Annotated in this window: 18 protein-coding genes; 5 read left to right on the forward strand and 13 right to left on the reverse strand. The window is 58.8% G+C overall.

What is annotated here, in order from left to right; translation table 11 throughout:
- Positions 1–528 (reverse strand): component of SufBCD complex, encoded by a 528-nt coding sequence (locus ACR0J0_RS00665; protein ID WP_480660468.1) that lies wholly within the window; start codon positions 526–528, stop codon positions 1–3.
- 119 nt (positions 529–647) lie between these two features.
- Between ACR0J0_RS00665 and hemB the strand changes: the two genes are divergently transcribed.
- From hemB to ACR0J0_RS00685, 4 genes are all read left to right on the forward strand, one after another.
- A complete protein-coding gene (hemB, locus tag ACR0J0_RS00670) occupies positions 648–1,646 on the forward strand; it encodes a porphobilinogen synthase (protein WP_480660470.1) in 999 nt (332 codons plus the stop codon).
- A gap of 142 nt (positions 1,647–1,788) precedes the next feature.
- Positions 1,789–2,361 (forward strand): lipid-binding SYLF domain-containing protein, encoded by a 573-nt coding sequence (locus ACR0J0_RS00675; RefSeq protein WP_480660472.1) that lies wholly within the window; start codon positions 1,789–1,791, stop codon positions 2,359–2,361.
- Between the two features lie 175 nt (positions 2,362–2,536).
- The gene (locus tag ACR0J0_RS00680; protein WP_480660474.1) at positions 2,537–4,999 is read left to right on the forward strand and encodes a penicillin acylase family protein; all 2,463 of its coding nucleotides are present in this window, start codon (positions 2,537–2,539) and stop codon (positions 4,997–4,999) included.
- A gap of 107 nt (positions 5,000–5,106) precedes the next feature.
- The gene (locus ACR0J0_RS00685; protein WP_480660476.1) at positions 5,107–5,502 is read left to right on the forward strand and encodes an ester cyclase; all 396 of its coding nucleotides are present in this window, start codon (positions 5,107–5,109) and stop codon (positions 5,500–5,502) included.
- A gap of 12 nt (positions 5,503–5,514) precedes the next feature.
- Here ACR0J0_RS00685 and ACR0J0_RS00690 read toward each other — a convergent pair whose 3' ends face one another.
- The 5 genes from ACR0J0_RS00690 to trkA form a co-directional block, all read right to left on the reverse strand.
- Entirely contained in the window at positions 5,515–5,799 is a 285-nt protein-coding gene (locus tag ACR0J0_RS00690) for a putative quinol monooxygenase (protein WP_480660478.1), read from the reverse strand.
- 17 nt (positions 5,800–5,816) lie between these two features.
- Positions 5,817–7,088 (reverse strand): GTPase HflX, encoded by a 1,272-nt coding sequence (gene hflX / locus ACR0J0_RS00695; protein ID WP_480660480.1) that lies wholly within the window; start codon positions 7,086–7,088, stop codon positions 5,817–5,819.
- On the reverse strand, positions 7,088–7,327 hold the full coding sequence (gene hfq / locus ACR0J0_RS00700; RefSeq protein WP_010440340.1) for an RNA chaperone Hfq: 240 nt from the start codon (positions 7,325–7,327) through the stop codon (positions 7,088–7,090). Before hfq ends, hflX begins: the two co-directional genes overlap by 1 nt.
- A 126-nt stretch (positions 7,328–7,453) precedes the next feature.
- Positions 7,454–8,992, reverse strand: a complete 1,539-nt coding sequence (locus ACR0J0_RS00705) for a TrkH family potassium uptake protein (RefSeq protein ID WP_480660482.1) — start codon at positions 8,990–8,992, stop codon at positions 7,454–7,456.
- Complete coding sequence (trkA, locus tag ACR0J0_RS00710) at positions 8,992–10,368, reverse strand: Trk system potassium transporter TrkA (RefSeq protein WP_480660484.1); 1,377 nt, start codon at positions 10,366–10,368, stop codon at positions 8,992–8,994. The genes ACR0J0_RS00705 and trkA overlap by 1 nt, the downstream gene beginning before the upstream one ends.
- Positions 10,369–10,464: 96 nt before the next feature.
- On the opposite strand from trkA, the gene ACR0J0_RS00715 reads away from it, so the two are divergent.
- On the forward strand, positions 10,465–10,944 hold the full coding sequence (locus tag ACR0J0_RS00715) for a hypothetical protein (protein WP_480660486.1): 480 nt from the start codon (positions 10,465–10,467) through the stop codon (positions 10,942–10,944).
- Between the two features lie 5 nt (positions 10,945–10,949).
- Here ACR0J0_RS00715 and ACR0J0_RS00720 read toward each other — a convergent pair whose 3' ends face one another.
- The 7 genes from ACR0J0_RS00720 to dusB form a co-directional block, all read right to left on the reverse strand.
- Positions 10,950–12,125 (reverse strand): MFS transporter, encoded by a 1,176-nt coding sequence (locus ACR0J0_RS00720; protein WP_480660488.1) that lies wholly within the window; start codon positions 12,123–12,125, stop codon positions 10,950–10,952.
- A 43-nt stretch (positions 12,126–12,168) separates the two neighbouring features.
- Positions 12,169–12,762 (reverse strand): helix-turn-helix domain-containing protein, encoded by a 594-nt coding sequence (locus ACR0J0_RS00725; protein ID WP_480660490.1) that lies wholly within the window; start codon positions 12,760–12,762, stop codon positions 12,169–12,171.
- A 17-nt stretch (positions 12,763–12,779) separates the two neighbouring features.
- On the reverse strand, positions 12,780–14,189 hold the full coding sequence (gene ntrX, locus ACR0J0_RS00730) for a nitrogen assimilation response regulator NtrX (protein ID WP_480660492.1): 1,410 nt from the start codon (positions 14,187–14,189) through the stop codon (positions 12,780–12,782).
- Positions 14,186–16,474, reverse strand: coding sequence for a sensor histidine kinase NtrY-like (locus ACR0J0_RS00735; RefSeq protein ID WP_480660494.1), 2,289 nt, complete (start codon positions 16,472–16,474; stop codon positions 14,186–14,188). The genes ntrX and ACR0J0_RS00735 overlap by 4 nt, the downstream gene beginning before the upstream one ends.
- 99 nt (positions 16,475–16,573) lie before the next feature.
- Complete coding sequence (locus ACR0J0_RS00740) at positions 16,574–17,941, reverse strand: response regulator (protein WP_480660496.1); 1,368 nt, start codon at positions 17,939–17,941, stop codon at positions 16,574–16,576.
- Positions 17,942–17,981: 40 nt separating this feature from the next.
- The gene (locus ACR0J0_RS00745) at positions 17,982–19,049 is read right to left on the reverse strand and encodes a two-component system sensor histidine kinase NtrB (RefSeq protein WP_480660498.1); all 1,068 of its coding nucleotides are present in this window, start codon (positions 19,047–19,049) and stop codon (positions 17,982–17,984) included.
- Positions 19,046–20,029 (reverse strand): tRNA dihydrouridine synthase DusB, encoded by a 984-nt coding sequence (gene dusB / locus ACR0J0_RS00750; protein WP_480660500.1) that lies wholly within the window; start codon positions 20,027–20,029, stop codon positions 19,046–19,048. Before dusB ends, ACR0J0_RS00745 begins: the two co-directional genes overlap by 4 nt.
- Between the last annotated feature and the right edge of the window lie 6 nt (positions 20,030–20,035).

The following is a 20,035-nucleotide window of genomic DNA, read 5'->3' on the forward strand; positions in this document are numbered from 1 at the left end:
TTATCCCCCGAGAACGCCGATTGAGACGTTCTGATACATACCCCAAAGTGACGTAATCAAAATTGAGATCATGCCAATAATCTGCGTGTATATGCGGCACCGGGTGAGCGTCTTCGTCACAAACTCCAACCTCTGGTTGCTCTGCTGCAGCTTACGCGCGGCACGTATATTGATAAGCGTAACGATGCACACGGGGAAAAGCAGTAAAAACACCGCCTGCGCAAATTCGACACCGTAGTAGAACCCAAGCGTCGCGAGCCCGGTGAATATGAAGCAGCTCAGCGCAAGGATGACCAGCCCGGACACATCCACGATGTAAAGCAACCGGTTACGGTTTATCCGTACGATATCCAGCAGGTCCTGTTCGGACTGTCCGCCAACCCGACGTGCGCGCACGACCAGATCATACGGAACCCCCATCGCCCAATGGCTGGCTGTCGACCAAAGCACCGCCAGCACGATCCAATACCACAGATTCGAAAAGCTGCGCATGTCGATGAGTTCGAAGATCGAAGATTGCAAATCCACGCGTCAGCCCTTTGTTCACTGTCCTTGGGGCCTTCTTCGCACAGGCGCGTCCATTGTTACCCTTGAGACCACCGGGAATTCATGCCACCCAATGCGCAAATATTCAAGGAGAGCGCGACATGAAACCGACCATCGCCCCCTATCCTCTGGCCCGATTTCGCAGAGCGCGCCAATCCGACGCGATCCGAGGGCTGGTGCGCGAAAACACCCTGACCACGGACGACCTGATCTGGCCGGTTTTTGTGCGCGACGGTGAGGGTATCGAAGAACCCGTTCCCTCAATGCCCGGTGTGGTGCGCCGCTCGGTTGACCTGATCGCGAAGGCAGCGGTCGAGGCACAGGCGCTGGGTATCCCCGCGATCTGCATTTTTCCATACACCGACCCGACTTTGAAAACTGAAGATTGCGCCGAGGCTTGGAACCCTGACAACCTGTCGAACCGCGCCATTCGGGCAATCAAGACAGCAGCACCTGATATCGCAATTATGACGGATGTCGCGCTGGATCCGTACAACATCAACGGCCATGACGGGTATGTTGTGGACGGCGAGATCGTGAACGACCAGACGGTCGACGCCCTCGTCAAAATGACACTGGCGCAAGCCGAAGCCGGTGCCGACATTATCGGTCCGTCGGACATGATGGACGGTCGCATCGGTGCCATGCGCAGCGCTCTTGAGACGGCCGGGCATACAAACGTCATGATCCTGAGCTACGCGGCCAAATATGCCAGCGCCTTCTATGGCCCCTTCCGCGATGCGGTGGGCGCGTCGGGCGCGCTGACCGGGGACAAAAAAACCTATCAGATGGACCCGGCCAATTCGAACGAGGCCCTGCGCCTGATCGAACGGGATCTGACCGAAGGCGCGGACATGGTGATGATCAAGCCGGGCATGCCTTATCTGGATATCTGCCGCCGCGTGAAGGACACGTTCGGAGCGCCCACCTATGCCTATCAGGTGTCCGGCGAATACGCGATGATTCAGGCCGCAGCCCAGAACGGATGGATCGATGGAGAGAAGGTCATGCTGGAAAGTTTGCTGGCCTTCAAGCGTGCCGGATGTGACGGCATCCTGACCTATTTTGCACCTCAGGTCGCACGCATCCTTCAGGGCTAAAACACGGGACGGTCGCAATTTTTCGCCGATTGTGAAAGCTGGCGGACCAGCTTTCCCGTGACACACGGGCGCAATCGGCGTATTCTTGCACACAAGATCGGGAACACCCGACACTTCAGGCAGTTAATACAGAGAAAAAAACATGAGCAGTTCCAACTCTCCCCGACTGAACCGTCGTGGCTTTGCGCTTGGCATGGCCGGACTGACAGTGACCGCAGCCTGCGGCAACGGCGTAGGAAGTTCGAACGCGGCCCAGATTGATGCCCGCGTGAACGTGACTTTGAACGAAATGTTCACAAAATACCCAAACACCGTCGAGATCGCCAACAAATCTGACGGCATGCTGGTGATGCCGCTGATCACCGAGGCCGGGTTCATCTTTGGCGGTGCCTATGGCCAGGGTGCGCTGCGCATCAATGGCGCAACGGTCGACTACTACTCGGCCGTGTCCGGCAGCGCAGGCCTGCAGATCGGCGCGCAGCAATATGCACATGTTCTGTTCTTCATGACGCAGGACGCATTGGATGACTTCCGCCGCTCCAGCGGTTGGACCGCGGGGGCGGATATCGGCTATGTCGTCGACGCCACCGGCGAGTCAATCTCAACCGACACCAACCAATTGCGCAAACCCGTACTGGCCGCCGTTTTCGGGCAAGCCGGTCTTAAATTCGGTGCCACCGTCGAAGGCACCAAGTACACACGCATCATTCCCTGATACTCGGATACCACGCCCCCCCCCTCCGGTAAGCCCTGCCACAGTCTTGGAAATTGTGGCAGGGCTTTTCATTTGAACATGATAACTCGACGTTCGCGCGGCGTTCCTCTTTCGGTCCGCAGGACCTTCAAGTAGTGTTCAGCACATAATTTTCGTACGAAAACGTGGGGCGTTCATGGGTCTTGTCTTTCGCTGGCTGGTTCGGATTGCAACGGGTCTGATCCTGTTGGCTGTGGCGGCTGTGAGCCTTGTCTATTTCCTCGCCAGCCAGTCCTTGCCGGACTATGACCAGGACGTCGAAGTCAACGGTCTGAGCGCACCTGTCGAAATCGTGCGCGACACTGCCAATGTCCCCCACATTCTGGCCGAAAACGACCCCGACGTGTTCTTTGGCCTTGGTTACGCCCACGCGCAGGACCGCCTGTGGCAGATGACTGTGATGCGCCGCACGGCACAGGGTCGCCTCTCTGAGGTGTTCGGCAAGCGCACCGTCGCCATCGACAAACTGCTGCGCCGTTTTGACCTTTATGGCCTCGCCCATCGCTCGGTCGAGGTGCAGGACGACTACACCAAGGCCGCGCTGCGGGCCTATTCTGCGGGCGTCAATGCGCGTCTGGATGAGATCAACGAAAACGCGTTGGGACGCGGTGCGCCCGAGATGTTCCTGTTCAACGCGCCGGTTTCGCCATGGCAACCCGGCGACAGCATTGCGGTCATCAAACTGATGAGCCTTCAGCTGTCTGGCCATCTGAAAGACGAGGTGTTGCGCGCCCGCACGTCCCTGATGCTGAACGATCCCGAACGGTTGGCCGATATCCTGCCGGATGTACCAGGCCCGGGGATCGCAGCATTGCCGGAATACGCGGCGCTGTTTCCCGGCCTGCCCCGCTATGCCGAAGGCACCCCGATGCCCGTCTCTCCCCTGTCGCCATTTCCCAAGCGCGGTCTGGCCGGGGCATCTAACGCGTGGTCCGCCGCCCCTTCACGCTCGGCAATTGGCGGCACGTTGCTGGCCAATGATCCGCATCTTGGCCTGACTGCACCCGGCGTTTGGTATCTGGCTCGTCTGGAGCTGGCCAAAGGCGGGGTCATCGGAGCGACCATTCCCGGCATTCCGGCAGTCATGACAGGCCGTAGTGACCGGCTGGGCTGGGGGCTGACCTCCTCTTATCTGGACGATCAGGATGTCCATATCGAGCAGTTGAACCCGGAAAACCCTGAAGAATACCTGTCACCCGACGGTTATAAACAATTCCGCTCCCGCCCGTCGATCATCGAAATCAAGGATGAGGCGCCCATCACCCTGACCCTGCGTTGGACCGAAAACGGGCCTGTCCTACCCGGCAGTCACTATGATCTGGAAACGATCACCCCACCCGGCCACGTCGCGTCCCTGTCGTGGACAGCGCTCAGCCCCCGTGACACATCCATGACGGCGTCGATGGCACTGATGAATTCGGACAACGTGCGCGAAGCCATTGATGTGGCTGAACAATTCATTGCGCCCTCGCAAAACCTGTCGCTGGTTGACAAGGACACCATCGGCATGAAGCTGATCGGCGCGATGCCCAAGCGTGACATCCGCAACCAAAGCCGCGGTCGCATCCCTACACCGGGTTGGTTGGCGGAAAACCTCTGGCAAGGACGCTTACCTTATGCGGACAACCCCGAATTTGTTGCCCCCGCAGGTGGCATTCTGGGCAACACAAACAACAAGATCATCGACCGGCCCTTCCCGGAACATGTCTCGTACGAATGGGGCGACACCCAGCGCATCAATCGGTGGGAACGTCTGATGCAATCGCGTGAGGTACACACCCGCGACAGCTTTATCGAGGCGCAGCTTGATACCGTCAGCTTTACCGCGCGCTCGTTGCTTCCACTGATCGGCGCGGACTTGTGGTTTACCGAGGCATCGGCTCCCGAAGGCACCCCGGAACGCCAACGTCAGATCGCGCTGTCCCTGCTGGCTGAGTGGAACGGTGAAATGAACGAACACCTCCCCGAGCCACTGATCTACGCCGCATGGCTGCGCGCGCTGCAGAACCGGCTGATCTCGGACGAGTTGGGACCTCTGGCCACCGAATACAAGCACGTCGAACCGCTGTTTATTGAGCGTGTGTACCGCGACATCGATGGCGCATCCGTCTGGTGCGACGTCCGCCAGAGCGCACCCGTGGAGACCTGCACTGATATGGCGCGGCTGGCGCTGGACGACGCGCTGATCTGGATCACCGAGAAATACGGCGGCGCTTTGGAATCCCTGCGCTGGGGCGACGCCCATCAGGCCACACATGATCACCAGGTTCTGGGATCGGTTCCGGTTCTGCGGTTCTTCGTCAACATCCGCCAGTCCACCAGCGGTGGTGATAATACCCTGCTACGCGGACGCACATCGGGCGAAGGTCCCGACCCGTTCCAAAACGTGCACGGGGCCGGTTATCGCGGCGTATATGATTTTGCCGATCCCAACAGCTCGGTCTTCATCACGGCAACCGGTCAGTCCGGCCACTTCCTGTCGCGCTACTACGACGATCAGGCGCAGCTTTGGCGGCGGGGTGAGTATATCCCGATGTCGCTGGACCTGGACCTGGCCCGTGCGGCAGCAGTTGGTGTGACAAACCTGATCCCGCGCTGAATTCTATCGTTTCGGCAGGACTTTGCCCCTTTTCTTGCCCGCCGTGGACGCGCGCGGGTGTTTTCGCCTACGATCCGTTGGCCGACTATTTGGAACCGGGGGTACAGATGGCCAGTATTCGGGACATGATGAACAATCTCGCGCGCGATTACGCAATCGCCTGGAGTTCGGGCGACCCTGAAGCGGTTGCCAGTTTTTTTGCACCCGATGGGCAGATCACCATCAACCGGGGCGAACCGATCGTCGGGCGGGCCGCCGTAGCGGAAATGGTTCGCGGTTTTTACGCCGACTTCCCGGACCTTGAAGTCCGTTGCGATATGCTCCGGTGGGCCGGAACGCACGCCATCTTTGTCTGGACACTGGAAGGACACCATTCCAAGACCGGCAACCATGTGGTTACCCGTGGCTGGGAAGAATGGGAGCTAACGGCCGAAAACAAAATCCAGTCTTCGCTAGGCTGGTTCGACGCCGAAGATTATCAGCGTCAGATTGACGGTCATTAATCTGAAATCAAGTTATTCGGTTGTGATCGCGTAGTCGCGGGGGATACCCTTGGTCACTTCGAACCAGGCAGATGCTTTGGTTCGACTTTGGTGCGCATCAAAAGCCGCTTGGCTTTCAAAGACTTCTCTGACGTTGAACCGGCCCGGGACGGCCGCGTCTTCCTCAACTTCGAATGAAAGGCAACCGGGTTCAGCGCATGTCAGGGCAATATGTTCAGGCAATGCAGCGCGTACCTGCGCGAGTCGATCGGCAGGTACCGCTATGTGGCCTTTCAGGAAAACCCGTGCCTCTGACATTGCGCCTCGCGGTCCGATCAAAGTGCGTTGAACTGCGCCGCCTGCTTGTCGGTCCACAAGACGGTGATTTCGAACCCGGTTTCCGTCTGTTCTTCGGATCGAACGACATCCTGACGGAACAACCATGCGCGTTTGTCGCCTTCGGCAAATCCCAGCGTCAGTACTGATTGGTGCCGAACGCCCTGCAGCTTGACCGCGATCTCGGCCAGCAACGGCTCGATCCCCTCGCCGGTGACCGCGGAAATGGCAAAGATCGACGGATCGCGATCAGCCCGCGCAAATGCGGCCTCGCGTTCGTCCTCGCTCAGCAGGTCAATCTTGTTCCAGACCTCAAGGCGTGGCCGTTCCTCGTCCACACCAAGCGAGGTCAGGATCGCCTCAACATCCTGCGCCTGTTCGTCGGTTTCTTCGTGGCTGATATCGCGAACGTGCACGACGATGTCTGCGCCCAGAACTTCTTCGAGCGTGGCGCGGAACGCCGCGACCAGTTCCGTTGGCAAGTTCGAAATAAAGCCCACTGTGTCCGACAGGATCAACTCTGGCCCATCAGGCAGTTCGACCCGCCGCATGGTCGGATCGAGCGTGGCGAACAACATGTCCTTGGCCATCACTTCCGCCCCGGTCAGGCGGTTGAACAGCGTCGACTTCCCGGCGTTCGTATAGCCCACCAGCGCCACAATCGGATACGGTACCTTGGCCCGTGCAGCGCGGTGCAACGTTCGGGTTTTGATTACCTTCTGCAACTGGCGGCGCAAGCGCACCAATTGATCATCGATGGCGCGGCGGTCGGCCTCGATCTGGGTTTCACCCGGACCACCTACAAAACCCAAGCCGCCGCGCTGACGTTCCAAGTGAGTCCAGGCCCGGACCAGGCGGGTGCGCTGATAGCTAAGCGCAGCCATCTCGACCTGAAGCACGCCTTCGCGGGTGCGGGCGCGATCGCTGAAAATCTCGAGGATCAAGCCGGTTCGGTCAAGGATCTTGACCTTCCAAGCCTTCTCGAGGTTGCGCTGCTGTACCGGCGTTACTGGTCCATCGATCAGCACCAGTTCGATTTCGTTTTCCTTGAATCGCGCGCCAAGCTCTTCGATCTTGCCACTGCCGAACAAAAGACCCGGCTGGGCGCGCTGAAGACGCACGATTTCGGACCCGATCACATCCAGATCGGGCAAAGCGGCAGCCAGCGCCACCGCTTCTTCCAGCGCCGGTTCGGGAACACGGCGCTGTTCATCTGATTTGATTTCCGGATGCAGCACCCAAGCCCGGGTGCGCGTCCTGTCATGTTCCATCAAGAGGCGTCTTCGCCCTCATACAGGCTGATCGGCTGCGACGGCATGATCGTCGAAATCGCATGTTTGTAGACCAGCTGCGACTGTCCGTCGCGGCGCAACAATACGCAGAAATTGTCGAACCAGGTGATTACACCCTGCAATTTCACGCCGTTGATCAGGAATATTGTGACCGGGACCTTTGCTTTCCGTACATTGTTCAGGAACGCGTCCTGCAGATTCTGTCTGTCCGAAGCCATATTTTTATAATCTCGCCATTGTTCTTGCTACGCGCTGCGGACCAACGCGCTCCCTCTGGCCGAGTATGGAGTGTCGTTAACCGATATTCCAGATGAAAAATAAGGCGTCAGCAAAGGTGAGGATTCTCAGTCTCGCCAGAGGGTTGGAGTAATCAACGCAATGATCGCCAATGTTTCCAGCCGCCCGATCACCATCGCCGCGCACATGGTAAGCTTTGCCCCCCACGGTAAATCAACCAGTCGAATGGGAACATCCGTGGCCAGTTCGATCAACGGTCCCGTGGTACTGAGCGCCGCGACGCTAAGAACCATGGCTTGTTCAAACCCCGACCCCATAGCCGCCAGCAGCAGATTGAACAACGCCGCCGTAAGGGCAAACATCATCAGGAAGATCCAGGCAATAAAAGCCCCATCGCTTTGAATACGCCGATTGCCGCCACCAATGCCACTGACGGATGACGGATAGATCAGTCGGTCAATCTCGCGCGCGCCATTCAGATACAAAGCAAAGACACGCAGCAGCTTCACCCCGCCCGCCGTGGTGGCCACGCCTCCTCCGATCAGCGCGAGGCCCATCAGGATCAATCCTGGAGTCCCCAAGCCGGACAGCTGTTGCGCATCATTCCAATTCGCGCTTTCGAAACCGACCGTGGTCAGGAAGGACAAGGCCGTAAAGATCATCCCCCAGATCACGCCAAGCGCCTGAAGCGGCTCCAGCTGATTGCCAATTTCAAGGACACCCGCCCAGACCCGCGCAAACAACAGAGCAGCGACGAAACCGACAATCATCAGACCGATCCGGAACTCCGGGTCCTTATCCAGCCGGGAGTAACCTGTTGTTGCCGTGTCGGTGGAAAACGTCAGACGGGATAAGGCAAAGAACAGGAAAAGAAACAGGATCGCCTCGCCCGTGATACCCGCCTGTGCCCCTTCCAGACCCCCAACCGGCGAAATACCGGACGTGGCCATCGTCGACATCGCATGGCACACGGCGGTCAGCCCCTCTTCTCCTGCGACCAGAAGCAGAATCCATATGACGGCCGTCAGCCCGGAATAGACGGGCGTCAGAGTGCGCGTTACCCGGATCAGCCGACCGCGCGGGTCGACCGCTTCGCTTTGTGCAACGCCTGAAACAGGGCGTCCGGGCTGACCGCGGGCCGTAATCTCGAACCCACCCAGCGACAAAGGGGCGAGAATGGCGGCCGCTGCAATCCACATCAGCAGGCCACCCATCCAACCGACCAGCGCCCGCCACAGGTGAAGAGGTGCAGTCAGACGATCCGGATCCGGGAACAGATCCGCGCCGGTGGTGGTCACGGCGCTGACCATATCGAAATACGCGTTTAGGTAGGTCGTGTTGCCTAGGGCATCATGCAAGGGAATCGCAAGAAACAGGGGCAAAACGGTGAAACAAGCCAGCAGCACGGCCAGTTGCCCCAAGGTTCCTCGGCGCGGAACCCGGCTGGACGAGGCCAGCGCGATGCTGCTCACAATGAACAGCCCCAACAAACCCGAGTAGAAAAACGATCGGGACGTACCGTGATCGTCCAGCGCCAGCGCATAAATCGCCGGCACCCACATAGACAATGCAACGATACCCGAGATCAACAGAAACAGCGGTAACCGCTGCACCAGTCTGATCTGTTGTGTCCGAGCGCGCGCCATCAGAAGAAATCGATTGAAACCTGCATCAGGCGTTCGACCTCTGGCACGTCCTTGGCCATGGCGAAAATCGCCACCACATCCTTTTCATCAATCCGCAGGCTGCCTGTCGGGCGCAAAAGTTCATCGCCTTTTCTAACCGCGCCCACCAAAACGCCTTCGGGGAAATCAATGTCCCGTAGCTTCTGCCCCGCCATGGGAGAGGTCGACAGAACCTCCGCCTCGATCACCTCGGCCTCGGCATCGCCGATGGAGTAAACCTGCCGTACCCGCCCGTGGCGGATATGGCGAAGGATCGAACTGACCGTAGTCGCGCGCGGGTTGATATAAGCGTCGATCCCCAACGGGCCCATCAGGGCCACCATGCTGGGGTCATTGATCAGGGCAATCGCCAGCGCGCAGCCTTCGGCCTTTGCCCGCACTGCGGCCAACATGTTGGCACGGTCGTCATCGGTAACGGCCAGCATCGCGTCAGCGCGTTCGATCCCGGCCTCGCGCAACAAGGCCGCGTCCAGGCCGTCCCCGTTCAGAACAATCGTCCTCTCGAGTGTTTCGGCGGCTAATTCGGCGCATTGGCGATCACGCTCAATAACCTTGGCGCGCACGCGACTTTCGCGCTCTTCCAACGTCCGGGCCACTTCCAGCCCGACATTGCCGCCGCCAACGATCACCACGCGGTCCTGTTTCTTTTGAGCTTTTCCGAACACCTCCATCGTGCGGTCCACGTCTTTGACATTGGTAAAGACGTAGCATTCATCGCCAACAAACAGCTGATCTTCGGATTCAGGCGCAAACAACGTGCCATCGCGCCGAACGCCGACAACGATTGAGCTGAGGGTCGAAAACAGGTCCGTCAGCTGCCGCAACGGCGTGTTCACGATGGGACAGTCCTCTTCGATGCGGATGCCCAGCAATTGCGCCTGCCCGTCCATGAACATCTCGGTATCAAAGGCGGACGGCGCCGACAGGCGCCGCATGGCAGCGGCCGCGACCTCACGCTCGGGGCTGATCACCACATCGATGGGCAGGTGGTCGCGGCGAAACAGGTCCGAGTGGATGGCCTGCAGATACGATTTCGCCCGCAACCGCGCGATCTTGCGCTGGATGGAAAAGACCGAATGCGCCATCTGACAGGTGACCATGTTCACCTCATCCGAATGGGTCGCCGCGATGATCATATCAGCGTCCCGCGCACCAGCGCGTTCCAGCACGTCAGGATAGCTGGCGAACCCGGCAATCCCCTGCACATCCAGCGTTTCCGTCGCCCGGCGCACCAGATCGGGATTGTTATCCACTACCGTCACGTCATTCAGCTCGCCCGACAAGTGACGTGCGATCTGCCAGCCGACCTGACCGGCGCCGCAAATGATGACCTTCATGTTTTTGGCCCTTCTGCCTGAAATCTTTGAATGACAGATGCCCCCATAGCGGTCAATTGAATTGTCATACCTGCGAGACTGAGGCAAGATAAGCCCATGAAATCAGTACTTCGCCTGCTCGTTCCCGTGATGTTCCTATCCGCCTGCACCGGCCCCCTTTCGCTGTACTACCGCGAGGGTGAAAGCGTTTCGCGCGCGCAGTCCGAGACCACACAATGTCAGGTTCAGGCGGTTAAAGACGTACCGATCGCCAATCAGATACGGCAGAGCCCGCCCACATATTGGCCCGGTCGCACCTATTGCGACAGCCAAGGCAGGTGCCATCGGTCGCCCGGTTGGTGGCAACCCGGACAGGTTTACACTGTCGACGTCAATGCCGGTCTGCGCAAACAGGTCGAGGCTCAATGCATGGCCAGAAAAGGGTTCCGTCCCATTAGCCTGCCGCCCTGCAAGCAGAACGTTAAATCACAGGTACCGCCTTCGCGGACAACGACACTACCGCCGTTGGGAACCGAGTCCTGCTACGTGAAATTCGACGACGGATCGTTCCAGATCATTACACCCGGCCAAACATGACAAATTCAGACAGATCTGGCTTGCCTGCGCCGTGACGCAAACCACAGGTGAAATGCAATTGCGGTGCCGTAGATACCTATGACCACAGCCAGCATTGCGGCCTCATCCGTGCGCAACAGGATTGCAAGCAAGAGCGGCGTGCCCAACAGGTTTCCACCATTACCCATCTGCGCCATAGCGCCATAGCTCAGCGCCTGCGCCTCGGCCGAAGCATTTAGCTGCGGAACCGCCGCGAAACTGCCGCCCTGAACCAATCCCAATACCGCGAAAAGAGCGATGCAAACAACTGGCAGCGAAGCGCCGAAAAACAGCGCCGAAATCGTGAGGATGCCCAACCCGAACCCGAGGTTGATGACAACGACACTGGACACAATGTTCAACAGCTGCGGAACAACCAGCCACGACAGCACGATACCCGCGAGTGGCATGAGGCCAGCAATCGAGGCCCTCGTCGCCTCAGGTAACTGACCCGGCAGGATCGCCAGCAGCGACACAAAGGTCAGTGTGTAAAAGAACCACCCCAGCGCCGGTGCGGCCACAAAGGTCGAGCGGTAGGTCTGCAGGTGAACCTCGGCAAAGTACTTCAGGCTCCATCGCATCCTTTCCGGTTGCCCCATGTCTACTTGCAGCCGGATCAATATGATCAGCCCGGCGGTCGCCAACATCAGTGCACCATGCAATCCGAAAAAGCCGGGCAAGCCAAATTGATCCACGAAAGGCAGGCCAATCCACGCGTTCAGGGCAAAGGCCACTCCGAAGAAACTGCTCCACAGAACCATCGCCGCATTTCGGGCTTTCCCATGAGTGATCTGTGCGATCAGCGTCGGGGCCGCAACGACGATGGCGAGATGAGACACCCCTTCGAGCACGCGGCTGGTCAGCATCGCGTAAAAGCCGGGTATCGTCGATTGGAACAGCGAAATTGCGCCGCCAAGTAACAGGCCAAAAATCAATAGCCTGACGGGGCCTACCCGCCCCGTGACCGCACCAGACACGGCCCCGAACACCGCGCCGATCAGGCTGATGATCGACAACATCCATCCGATAGAGCCCGCATATTCAGGATAGAGCAACCCGACATCGGCGAAGGGCACCGCAATCTTGGCAAACTGCGTGGCGGCACCCAACCCGGCTAGCCAGAGTATTAAAACTTGAATGAAAACGCGAACAGGCTGTGTCATGAGGCCGTTCTACAGGCCGCCTTTATCTGTGGACACGCATAAATTATGCGCGGCTGTCCCGCGACCCGCTGACCAACCGAACCGGCGTCCCATCAGACAGATACAGCCGTTCCCAAATGATCTGACCGGCGCTGATCCGTATCTGATCATGCCGGGCCTCAGAAGTTATGAAAGATTTGGGTTCAGGGTGCTGCAGATCCCACCAGCCTTCACCCTGCAACTCCGCCTCTGCCTGTCGGATTTCATCGGTTGCAAACTGCCACAGAGACACGCCCAGCAGTGAGTTCTGGCTGGTTTTCCAGTCTTTTGCGCGTCCGGTCGAATACGCCAGACACTTGTGGCTGGCCTCTTCCACCAGATGGACGCACTCGTTCGAGTTCGCCACCAGCCGCTTGAGCGCGCTGTCATCTCGTCTGGTGGAACCAAGTGCCGAGAAAACCGCAGCCTGTATGGCCGGCTCTGGAATCTGAACACCGTTCTCCCATCTGGAAATCGTCGTCTGGTCAACCCGCAACAATTCGGCAAGCACGGATTGTTTGTACCCGACCGACCTGCGCATCCGTTTGAGACGCGGGCCAAACGCGGGGTACCCCGCACCGGCTGAGGTCATATGAAGCGTGACTGCTGGCTTTGCCATTCATGCCTCCCAGCGGATCACTCCGCCGGTTCCGGTTCATCCAATTGCGCAACACGCGCACCAGATTTGTTCGACGTCACAACACCCAGCGATTTCAGCTTACGGTGCAGCGCGCTGCGCTCCATGCCGACAAAACTGGCGGTCCGGCTGATATTGCCGCCAAAGCGGTTGATCTGGGTCAGCAGGTATTCGCGTTCGAACGCCTCGCGGGCTTCGCGCAGTGGCAGCGTAGCCAGCGCACCAGACAGAACCACGCGACCGGATTCATCGGTTTTTTCCTCTTCGGCAGGCAATTCCCTGGCTTCGATCGGACCAGTCCCGTCGCCGAGGATCAGGACACGCTCGATCAGGTTTTTCAACTGACGCACGTTACCCGGCCATGTCATGGTCTGCAGCAAAGCGACGGCTTCCTCAGACATATCCCGAACCGGCAACCCTTGAGATTCATTGCACATTTCAATGAAATGCTGCGCCAGAACCGGAATATCCTCGCGCCGGTCTTCCAGCGACGGAACGGCAATCGGGACGACATTCAGACGGTGGTACAGCTCCTCCCGGAACCGGTCGGCTTCGATCTCAGCCTCCAGATCGCGGTTTGTCGAGGAAATCACCCTCAGATCGACGCGAACCTTGTCGGATCCCCCTACCCGCTGGAATTGCTGGTCGACCAGAACCCGCAGAATTTTGGACTGGGTACCCAGTGGCATATCTGCGACCTCGTCAAAGTAGATCACACCGCCATGGGCTTCTTCCAGCAGACCGGATTCGATTCCGCGCTCAGTGGACTCGCGCCCGAACAGCACTTCCTCAACCCGCTCCGGCTCGATACCGGCACAGTTTACGGTGACAAATGGCGCATTGGCGCGATTGGAATGTGCGTGGATATAGCGGGCAGCGATCTCTTTGCCCGACCCGGCCGGACCGCTCAGCATCACGCGACCATTCGACTTGGTAACCTTGTCCAAATGACTCTGCATCGCGCGGAACGAGGCCGATTTGCCGATCATGTCCGAGTTTGTAACCTCGCGGCGTTTCAGCGAGGCATTTTCGCGACGCAAGCGCGAGGTTTCCATGGCGCGACGGATCACAACCATCAACTGGTCAATGTTGAAAGGCTTTTCGATAAAGTCGTAAGCCCCCTGCTTGATGGCTGCGACCGCGATTTCGATGTTCCCGTGCCCGGAAATTATCACCACCGGCACATCCGGATTGTCGCGTTTCACCGCCTTCAGGATATCGATCCCGTCCATGCGGCTGTCCTTGAGCCAGATATCAAGGATCAAAAGACCCGGTGGCTCGGAATTGATCGACGACATGCACTCGTCCGAGTTTGCCGCCAGCCGGGTTGAATAGCCTTCGTCCTCCAGAATGTCGGACACCAGTTCGCGAATATCGCGTTCGTCATCTACGATCAGAATGTCGCTCATCTTTGGCCTGCTTTCAGTTTGTTAGTATGAATTGCCTGCTTTTGTGGCGCTGCGGTCTGGGAAATATTGCCCCCCGGCAAACGGATTACGGCCATCGCACCGAAATGGTCCTGTCCGTCGAATACGGGCGCGTCTTCCAAAGTCAGCGCGCCGCCATGTTCTTCTATGATCTTCTTGACGATGGGCAGGCCCAGACCCGTGCCCTCGTCGCGAGTCGTGACATACGGTTCAAACAGTCGCGCCCGATCTTCGGGCAAGCCTATGCCATTGTCCGCAATAGTTATTACCGTTCCCGCTTCATCATTGGTTAGCGCCACTTTTATCTGTGGCTTCAGGTTTTCCGGTGGGCCTTTTTGTTTAAGCGTTTCAATGGCCTCACCCGCGTTCTTGATCAGGTTCGTCAATGCCTGGTTCAACATCGTCGCGTCCACATCCGCCAGAACCGACTGCTCCGGCAGGGTCGCATCGATTTGAACATCTGGTTGTCCGGCCTGTTGCAGCAGGACCGCTTCGCGCACCAGCTCGACAATATTCTCCTCACGTCGATCAGGTTCCGGCATTCGCGCGAATTTTGAGAATTCGTCCACGATCCGTCGCAGGTCGTTGGTCTGCCGGACGATCACATCGGTCATGGACTCGAGGCTGTCGCAATCTTCTTCGTCCAGCTTGCGCGAGAATTTCCGTTTGATCCGTTCAGCGCTGAGCTGGATGGGCGTCAGAGGGTTCTTGATCTCATGCGCAATGCGCCGGGCAACATCGCCCCAAGCGGCCATGCGCTGCGCGCTGACCAGATCGGTCACGTCATCGAAGGCCACCACGTAGCCTTCCAAACCACCGTCTTCGCCGCGCCGGATTGCCATTCGGACCAGCAGGTTTTCCAGCTGGCCCTTGCGAGTCACCTTGATCTCGCCCTGCACCGCCTCTTGCCCGCTGGCCTTGAGGCTTTCGAACAATGGCAAGAACTCGGGCACCGCAATGCCAATAGCCAAGTGTTCCTCGCCGCGCGACCAGTCCAGCAGTCGTTCGGCCGACCGGTTCACGAACGTGACGCATCCATCCGAATCCACACCGACCACACCGGACGTTACCGAGCTGAGTACCGAATCAAACAGGCGACGACGGCGTTCGATCTGACGCGTGTTCTCCAACAGAGTGTCGCGTTGTCCTTTAAGTTGTCGCGTCATCTGATTGAAATAACGGCCTAACATAGCGATCTCGTCGTCGCTGGCCTCTTCGATGACCTGCACGCTCAGGTCCCCAGCCCCGACGCGTTGCGCTGCCGTGGTCAGGCGTCCGACCGGGCGCGACAGGCGTTCGGCAAACCACATCCCCAAGGACATCGCGGCAAGGATGAGGATAACGGCAAAGCTCAGATACAAAAGCCCGAACTCGAACAGAACCCGGCCTCTCTCGCTTTCTAGCTGTTGGTAGAACTGAACCGTTTCCTTGGTGTCGTCCAGCAGCGTCAATAACTCACCGTCCACATCGCGGCTGACGTATAGATAGCGGTCCAAATACGCTTGCAGCGGCACCAGCGCGCGAAATTCGTTGTTTTGCCAATCGGCGATGATCAACAGACCATTGTCGGTGGCCTCAACGATCTGTTCCGGCGTCGGCGCCTCGTAGTTGAAAAGATAAGACCGATCACCACGGGATTTGATTTCACCACTGCCATCAATGACATAGGCCTCACGCAGACCCCGTTGAATCTGCGACTGGCCCTGCGCCAGAACCTCACGCAGTTCAGCATCTGAGATGTAGAAGTCAAGCGACCGCGCGTTGTCGAGGAACCGCGACAGAACGATGGCATCCTGTGTCAAACCCCTGCGGTGCTCCTGCTCATAGGCTTCGGCGGCGGACAAGGATGAACCGACCACCTGACGGACCCGGTCCGAGAACCAGCCCTCGAGGCCGATATTCACTGTAAGACCTGCAAAGATAGCAACGGTCACAGTCGGCACCAGTGCAAGTAAGGTAAACGCCCCGATCAAACGCAGGTGCAGACGCGACCCGGCGGATTTTGCACGGCGTGCCGCTATCAGGCTGCCTACCTGTCCCAGCACCAGTGCGGCAACGACCAGAACATAGACCAGATCGGCCAGCAGAATCAGCCGCAGAGTGGGCGCTGCCGAGCCCAGATCGAAGGGGCCGATGACCAGATAGGTCGCCAGCGCCAAGACCGGCCCCAAAAGAACCAGCCCCAACGTGCTAATATTGCGCAGTTTTCGGGATTTCCGCCACCGATCAATCGATAGGATCAGCCCGCTCTGTGCTCGGGTTGCCACCGTCTGCCCTCATCCTGATGTGCCGCTTGCGCGGCTTACCGCCATATCTCGTGGTCCTTGCCGGATGCGTACCCGGATGCCACGCTTTGTGTGGCGATATTACATCAGTTTGCGGCGCCGTGTCACCTGAATATCGAGATCTGTAATTTTTTTGCGCAGCGTATTTCTGTTGATCCCCAGCAAATCGGCACATTTCGCCTGATTTCCGCCGGTTGCGTCCAGCGCCAGTTCGATCAAAGGGGCTTCGACCTCGCGCAGGATGCGCTGATACAGGCCCGGCGGTGGCAATAAATTGCCGTGCAAATCAAAATAGCGGCGCAGGTGGCGGGCGACCGAGGCCGACAGTTTTTCGCGCTCTCCATCGCCCAGCACAGGTTCGGCCTCGGGCTGGCTGCCCAATACCATCTCGACTTCGGCTTTCGAGATTTCCTCGGCCCGGCTGGTCAGGCTCAAACGGCGGATTGCGTTTTCGAGTTGCCGTACATTCCCGGGCCAGGAGTATCGCCGGACGAGTTCTATGGCCTCGGGGCTGAGCCAGCGTTTTACGCCCTGTTCACGCTCTTCACGGGCAAGGAAATGATCAGCCAGCAAGGTGATATCATCCACCCGTTCGCGCAGCGCCGGCACATGGATGGTTGCACCGCACAGGCGGTAATAGAGGTCCTGACGGACGCGACCGCTCTCCATTGCCTCGGTCAGATCCGATTGGCTGGTCGCCATGAATCGCGGAACATGATCGCCGGGCGTATCCATCATGCGGACAATACGCGCCTGAAGCTCATCCTCGATATCGGCGATTTCATCGATCAGCAGCGTGCCGCCACGCACCCGTGCCATAACGCGCGCAGGTCCTTCCAAATCGCGCAGATCACCGGCAGTCGCCGTTACAAACGGCAAAGTCCGCCGGTCCGAGAAATCGTGAATGGCTCGCGCTATCAGTGACTTACCCGTTCCGCTTTCACCAGAGATCATCACGGAGAGGTCGGTGTTCATCACCCGCGCCACCAGCCGATAAAGCGCCTGCATTCCCGGTGTCCGTCCAACCAACGGCAGTTCCTCGGGCCGATCTTCCGCAGGTGCAACCGCATCCGCCTGTACGCGCTGCTTCTGCTCTAACGCGCGCGCCGTGCGCTTCATCAGGTCTGGCAGATCGAAAGGTTTGGGCAAATAGTCGTAGGCATCAGCCTCAGCCGCCTGAATGGCCGTCATGATAGTGTTCTGTGCCGAGATCACGATAACCGGCAGCCCCGGCCGATCCTGAGCGATCTTTGGCAGCATCTCCAACCCGTTCCCGTCCGGCATGACCACGTCAGAGATCACGACGTCGCCTTTTCCCTCGCCGACCCAACGCATCAGAGTTGTCAGCGAGGATGTCGCATGCACCTTGCACCCGGCCCGTGTCAGAGCTTGTGTCAGTACGGTTCGGATCGTGCGGTCATCATCTGCGACGAGTACGGTTCCATCCATCAGGTGCTCTCCTTAGTCTCCGGCCGTTTGGCCAGCTGCCTTATGTTGTGTCGCGAGGCGCCCGTCTGAGGGACAGGCGAAATACTGTGTTGCCCGGCACCGACTCGGCGGAAATCCAACCGTCGTGGTCCGAGACAATCTTGCTGACCAGCGCCAGCCCGAGGCCGGTGCCGTTTTCCTTGCCGGATACGAACGGGTCGAAAATGTCGCTGCGTATTTTGTCCGGCAGTCCAGGCCCATCGTCGATGATTTCGATCTGAAGGGGCAAAGAATATCCTGATCCATCACTACGTCGCAGGCGGAAGGAATGCTCGAAATACGTCCGCAGGCGAATTGTACCACCTTTGGGATCGGCCGCTTCGGAGGCGTTTTTTAGAAGGTTCAGCACCACCTGCAAAAGTTGATCCGGATCACCATAGGCCAAGGGCAGCGAGGGGTCGTAATCCTCAACAATCGTCATATGCGCGCCAAACCCCAACAGCGCCGAGCGTCGTGCACGGTCGAGAACATCATGAACGTTGACGGGTTTGAAATCCGGTTTCGAGAGATTTCCGAACTGTTCAACCTGCTCCAGCAGCTTCACGATACGGCGGCTTTCGGCCACAATTAGATCAGTCAGTTCAAGGTCTTGCTGGCTGATGTTCATACTCAGAAGTTGGGCTGCGCCGGTTATCCCGGCCAATGGGTTCTTGATTTCATGCGCCAGCATCTCGGCCATGCCAATCGCGGACTGTGCCGCCGACTTTACGGTGTTGCCCCGTGTCATCCTACCTGCCATCTCACGCGGGGACATTGTCATGATCATCGATCCCGGATGCCCCAGCAGCGGCGCGATCTGCAATGCGCATTGCAGCGGCGCACGATTGCCCGAACCGACATCCACGTCATTTACAAACAGCGGCGTGCCATATTCACGCGCACGCAAAAAAGCCTCTTCCAGCGGCGCATCCACGGCTATCTGATCCCAGACGGGATGTCCGATGACAGATTTCCGGGACGCGTTCAAAAACCCCTCGCCTGCGGAATTCACGTCTGCGATCCGGTCGTCGGCATCGATGATGAAGGCCGGAACAGGCAGCGAGGTCCAGATGCTTTGATCTGAAGTCATGCGGCTGCCTCCGCATCTCCACTAAGCGCATCCCCCAGCAGGCGCAGCACCTCGTCGGTGTCCCGTGACGTCAAAACTGCGCGACGCAAAGTGGCCGGCGTACCGGCTTCATCCATGTACCAACCCAGATGTTTGCGCGCCACGCGCAGGCCCAGATCGGCACCGTAGAAGCCGAGCATCGCTTCGTAGTGATAGCGCACCATGTCAATCAGTTCGCCGTTCGCAGGAATGACCGGCGCTTGCGCGCTGTAAAGGTCGTGGCACATCTGAGCCAGCAACCATGGCTTGCCCTGCGCGCCTCGCCCAACCATGACCCCATCCGCGCCAGAGTGGTCCAACGCGGTGCGAGCTGATTCGGTATCCACGATGTCACCGTTCGCGATGACAGGGATCGAAACCGCCTCTTTCACCGCGCGGATCGCATGCCAATCGGCGTGGCCCTTGTAGAATTGGCACCGGGTTCGGCCGTGAATCGTGACCAGCCGAATACCCGCGTCCTGCGCCCGGCGTGCCACGTCCGGCGCGTTCAGCAAGCTGTCATCCCACCCCAAGCGGGTCTTAAGCGTCACAGGGACATCTACGGCCTCGACCACCGCTTCGATCAACGTCAGCGCGTGATCCGGCGTTTTCAGCAGGGCCGACCCGGAGTACCCGTTCGTGACCTTTTTAGCCGGGCAGCCCATGTTGATGTCGATCACCCGTGCGCCACGGTCGGCGACCTGACGGGCTGCCTCGGCCATCCAATGCGCCTCACGCCCGGCCAGTTGAACGGCAGTGTTTTCGACGTCTGCGGACAGCTCTGCCCGTTCCCGCACGCCGGGTTTGGCCTGAACCATTTCCTGACTGGCGACCATTTCGCTCACGACCATGCCCGCGCCAAAGCGCATCACCAGATCACGGAACGGCCGGTCGGTAATCCCGGCCATCGGGGCCAGCATGACAGGCGGGTTCAGGGTTTTGTCAGCGAGTTGCAGAGTCAACGTGCT

This window comes from Ruegeria sp. BF12, from assembly GCF_056538705.1.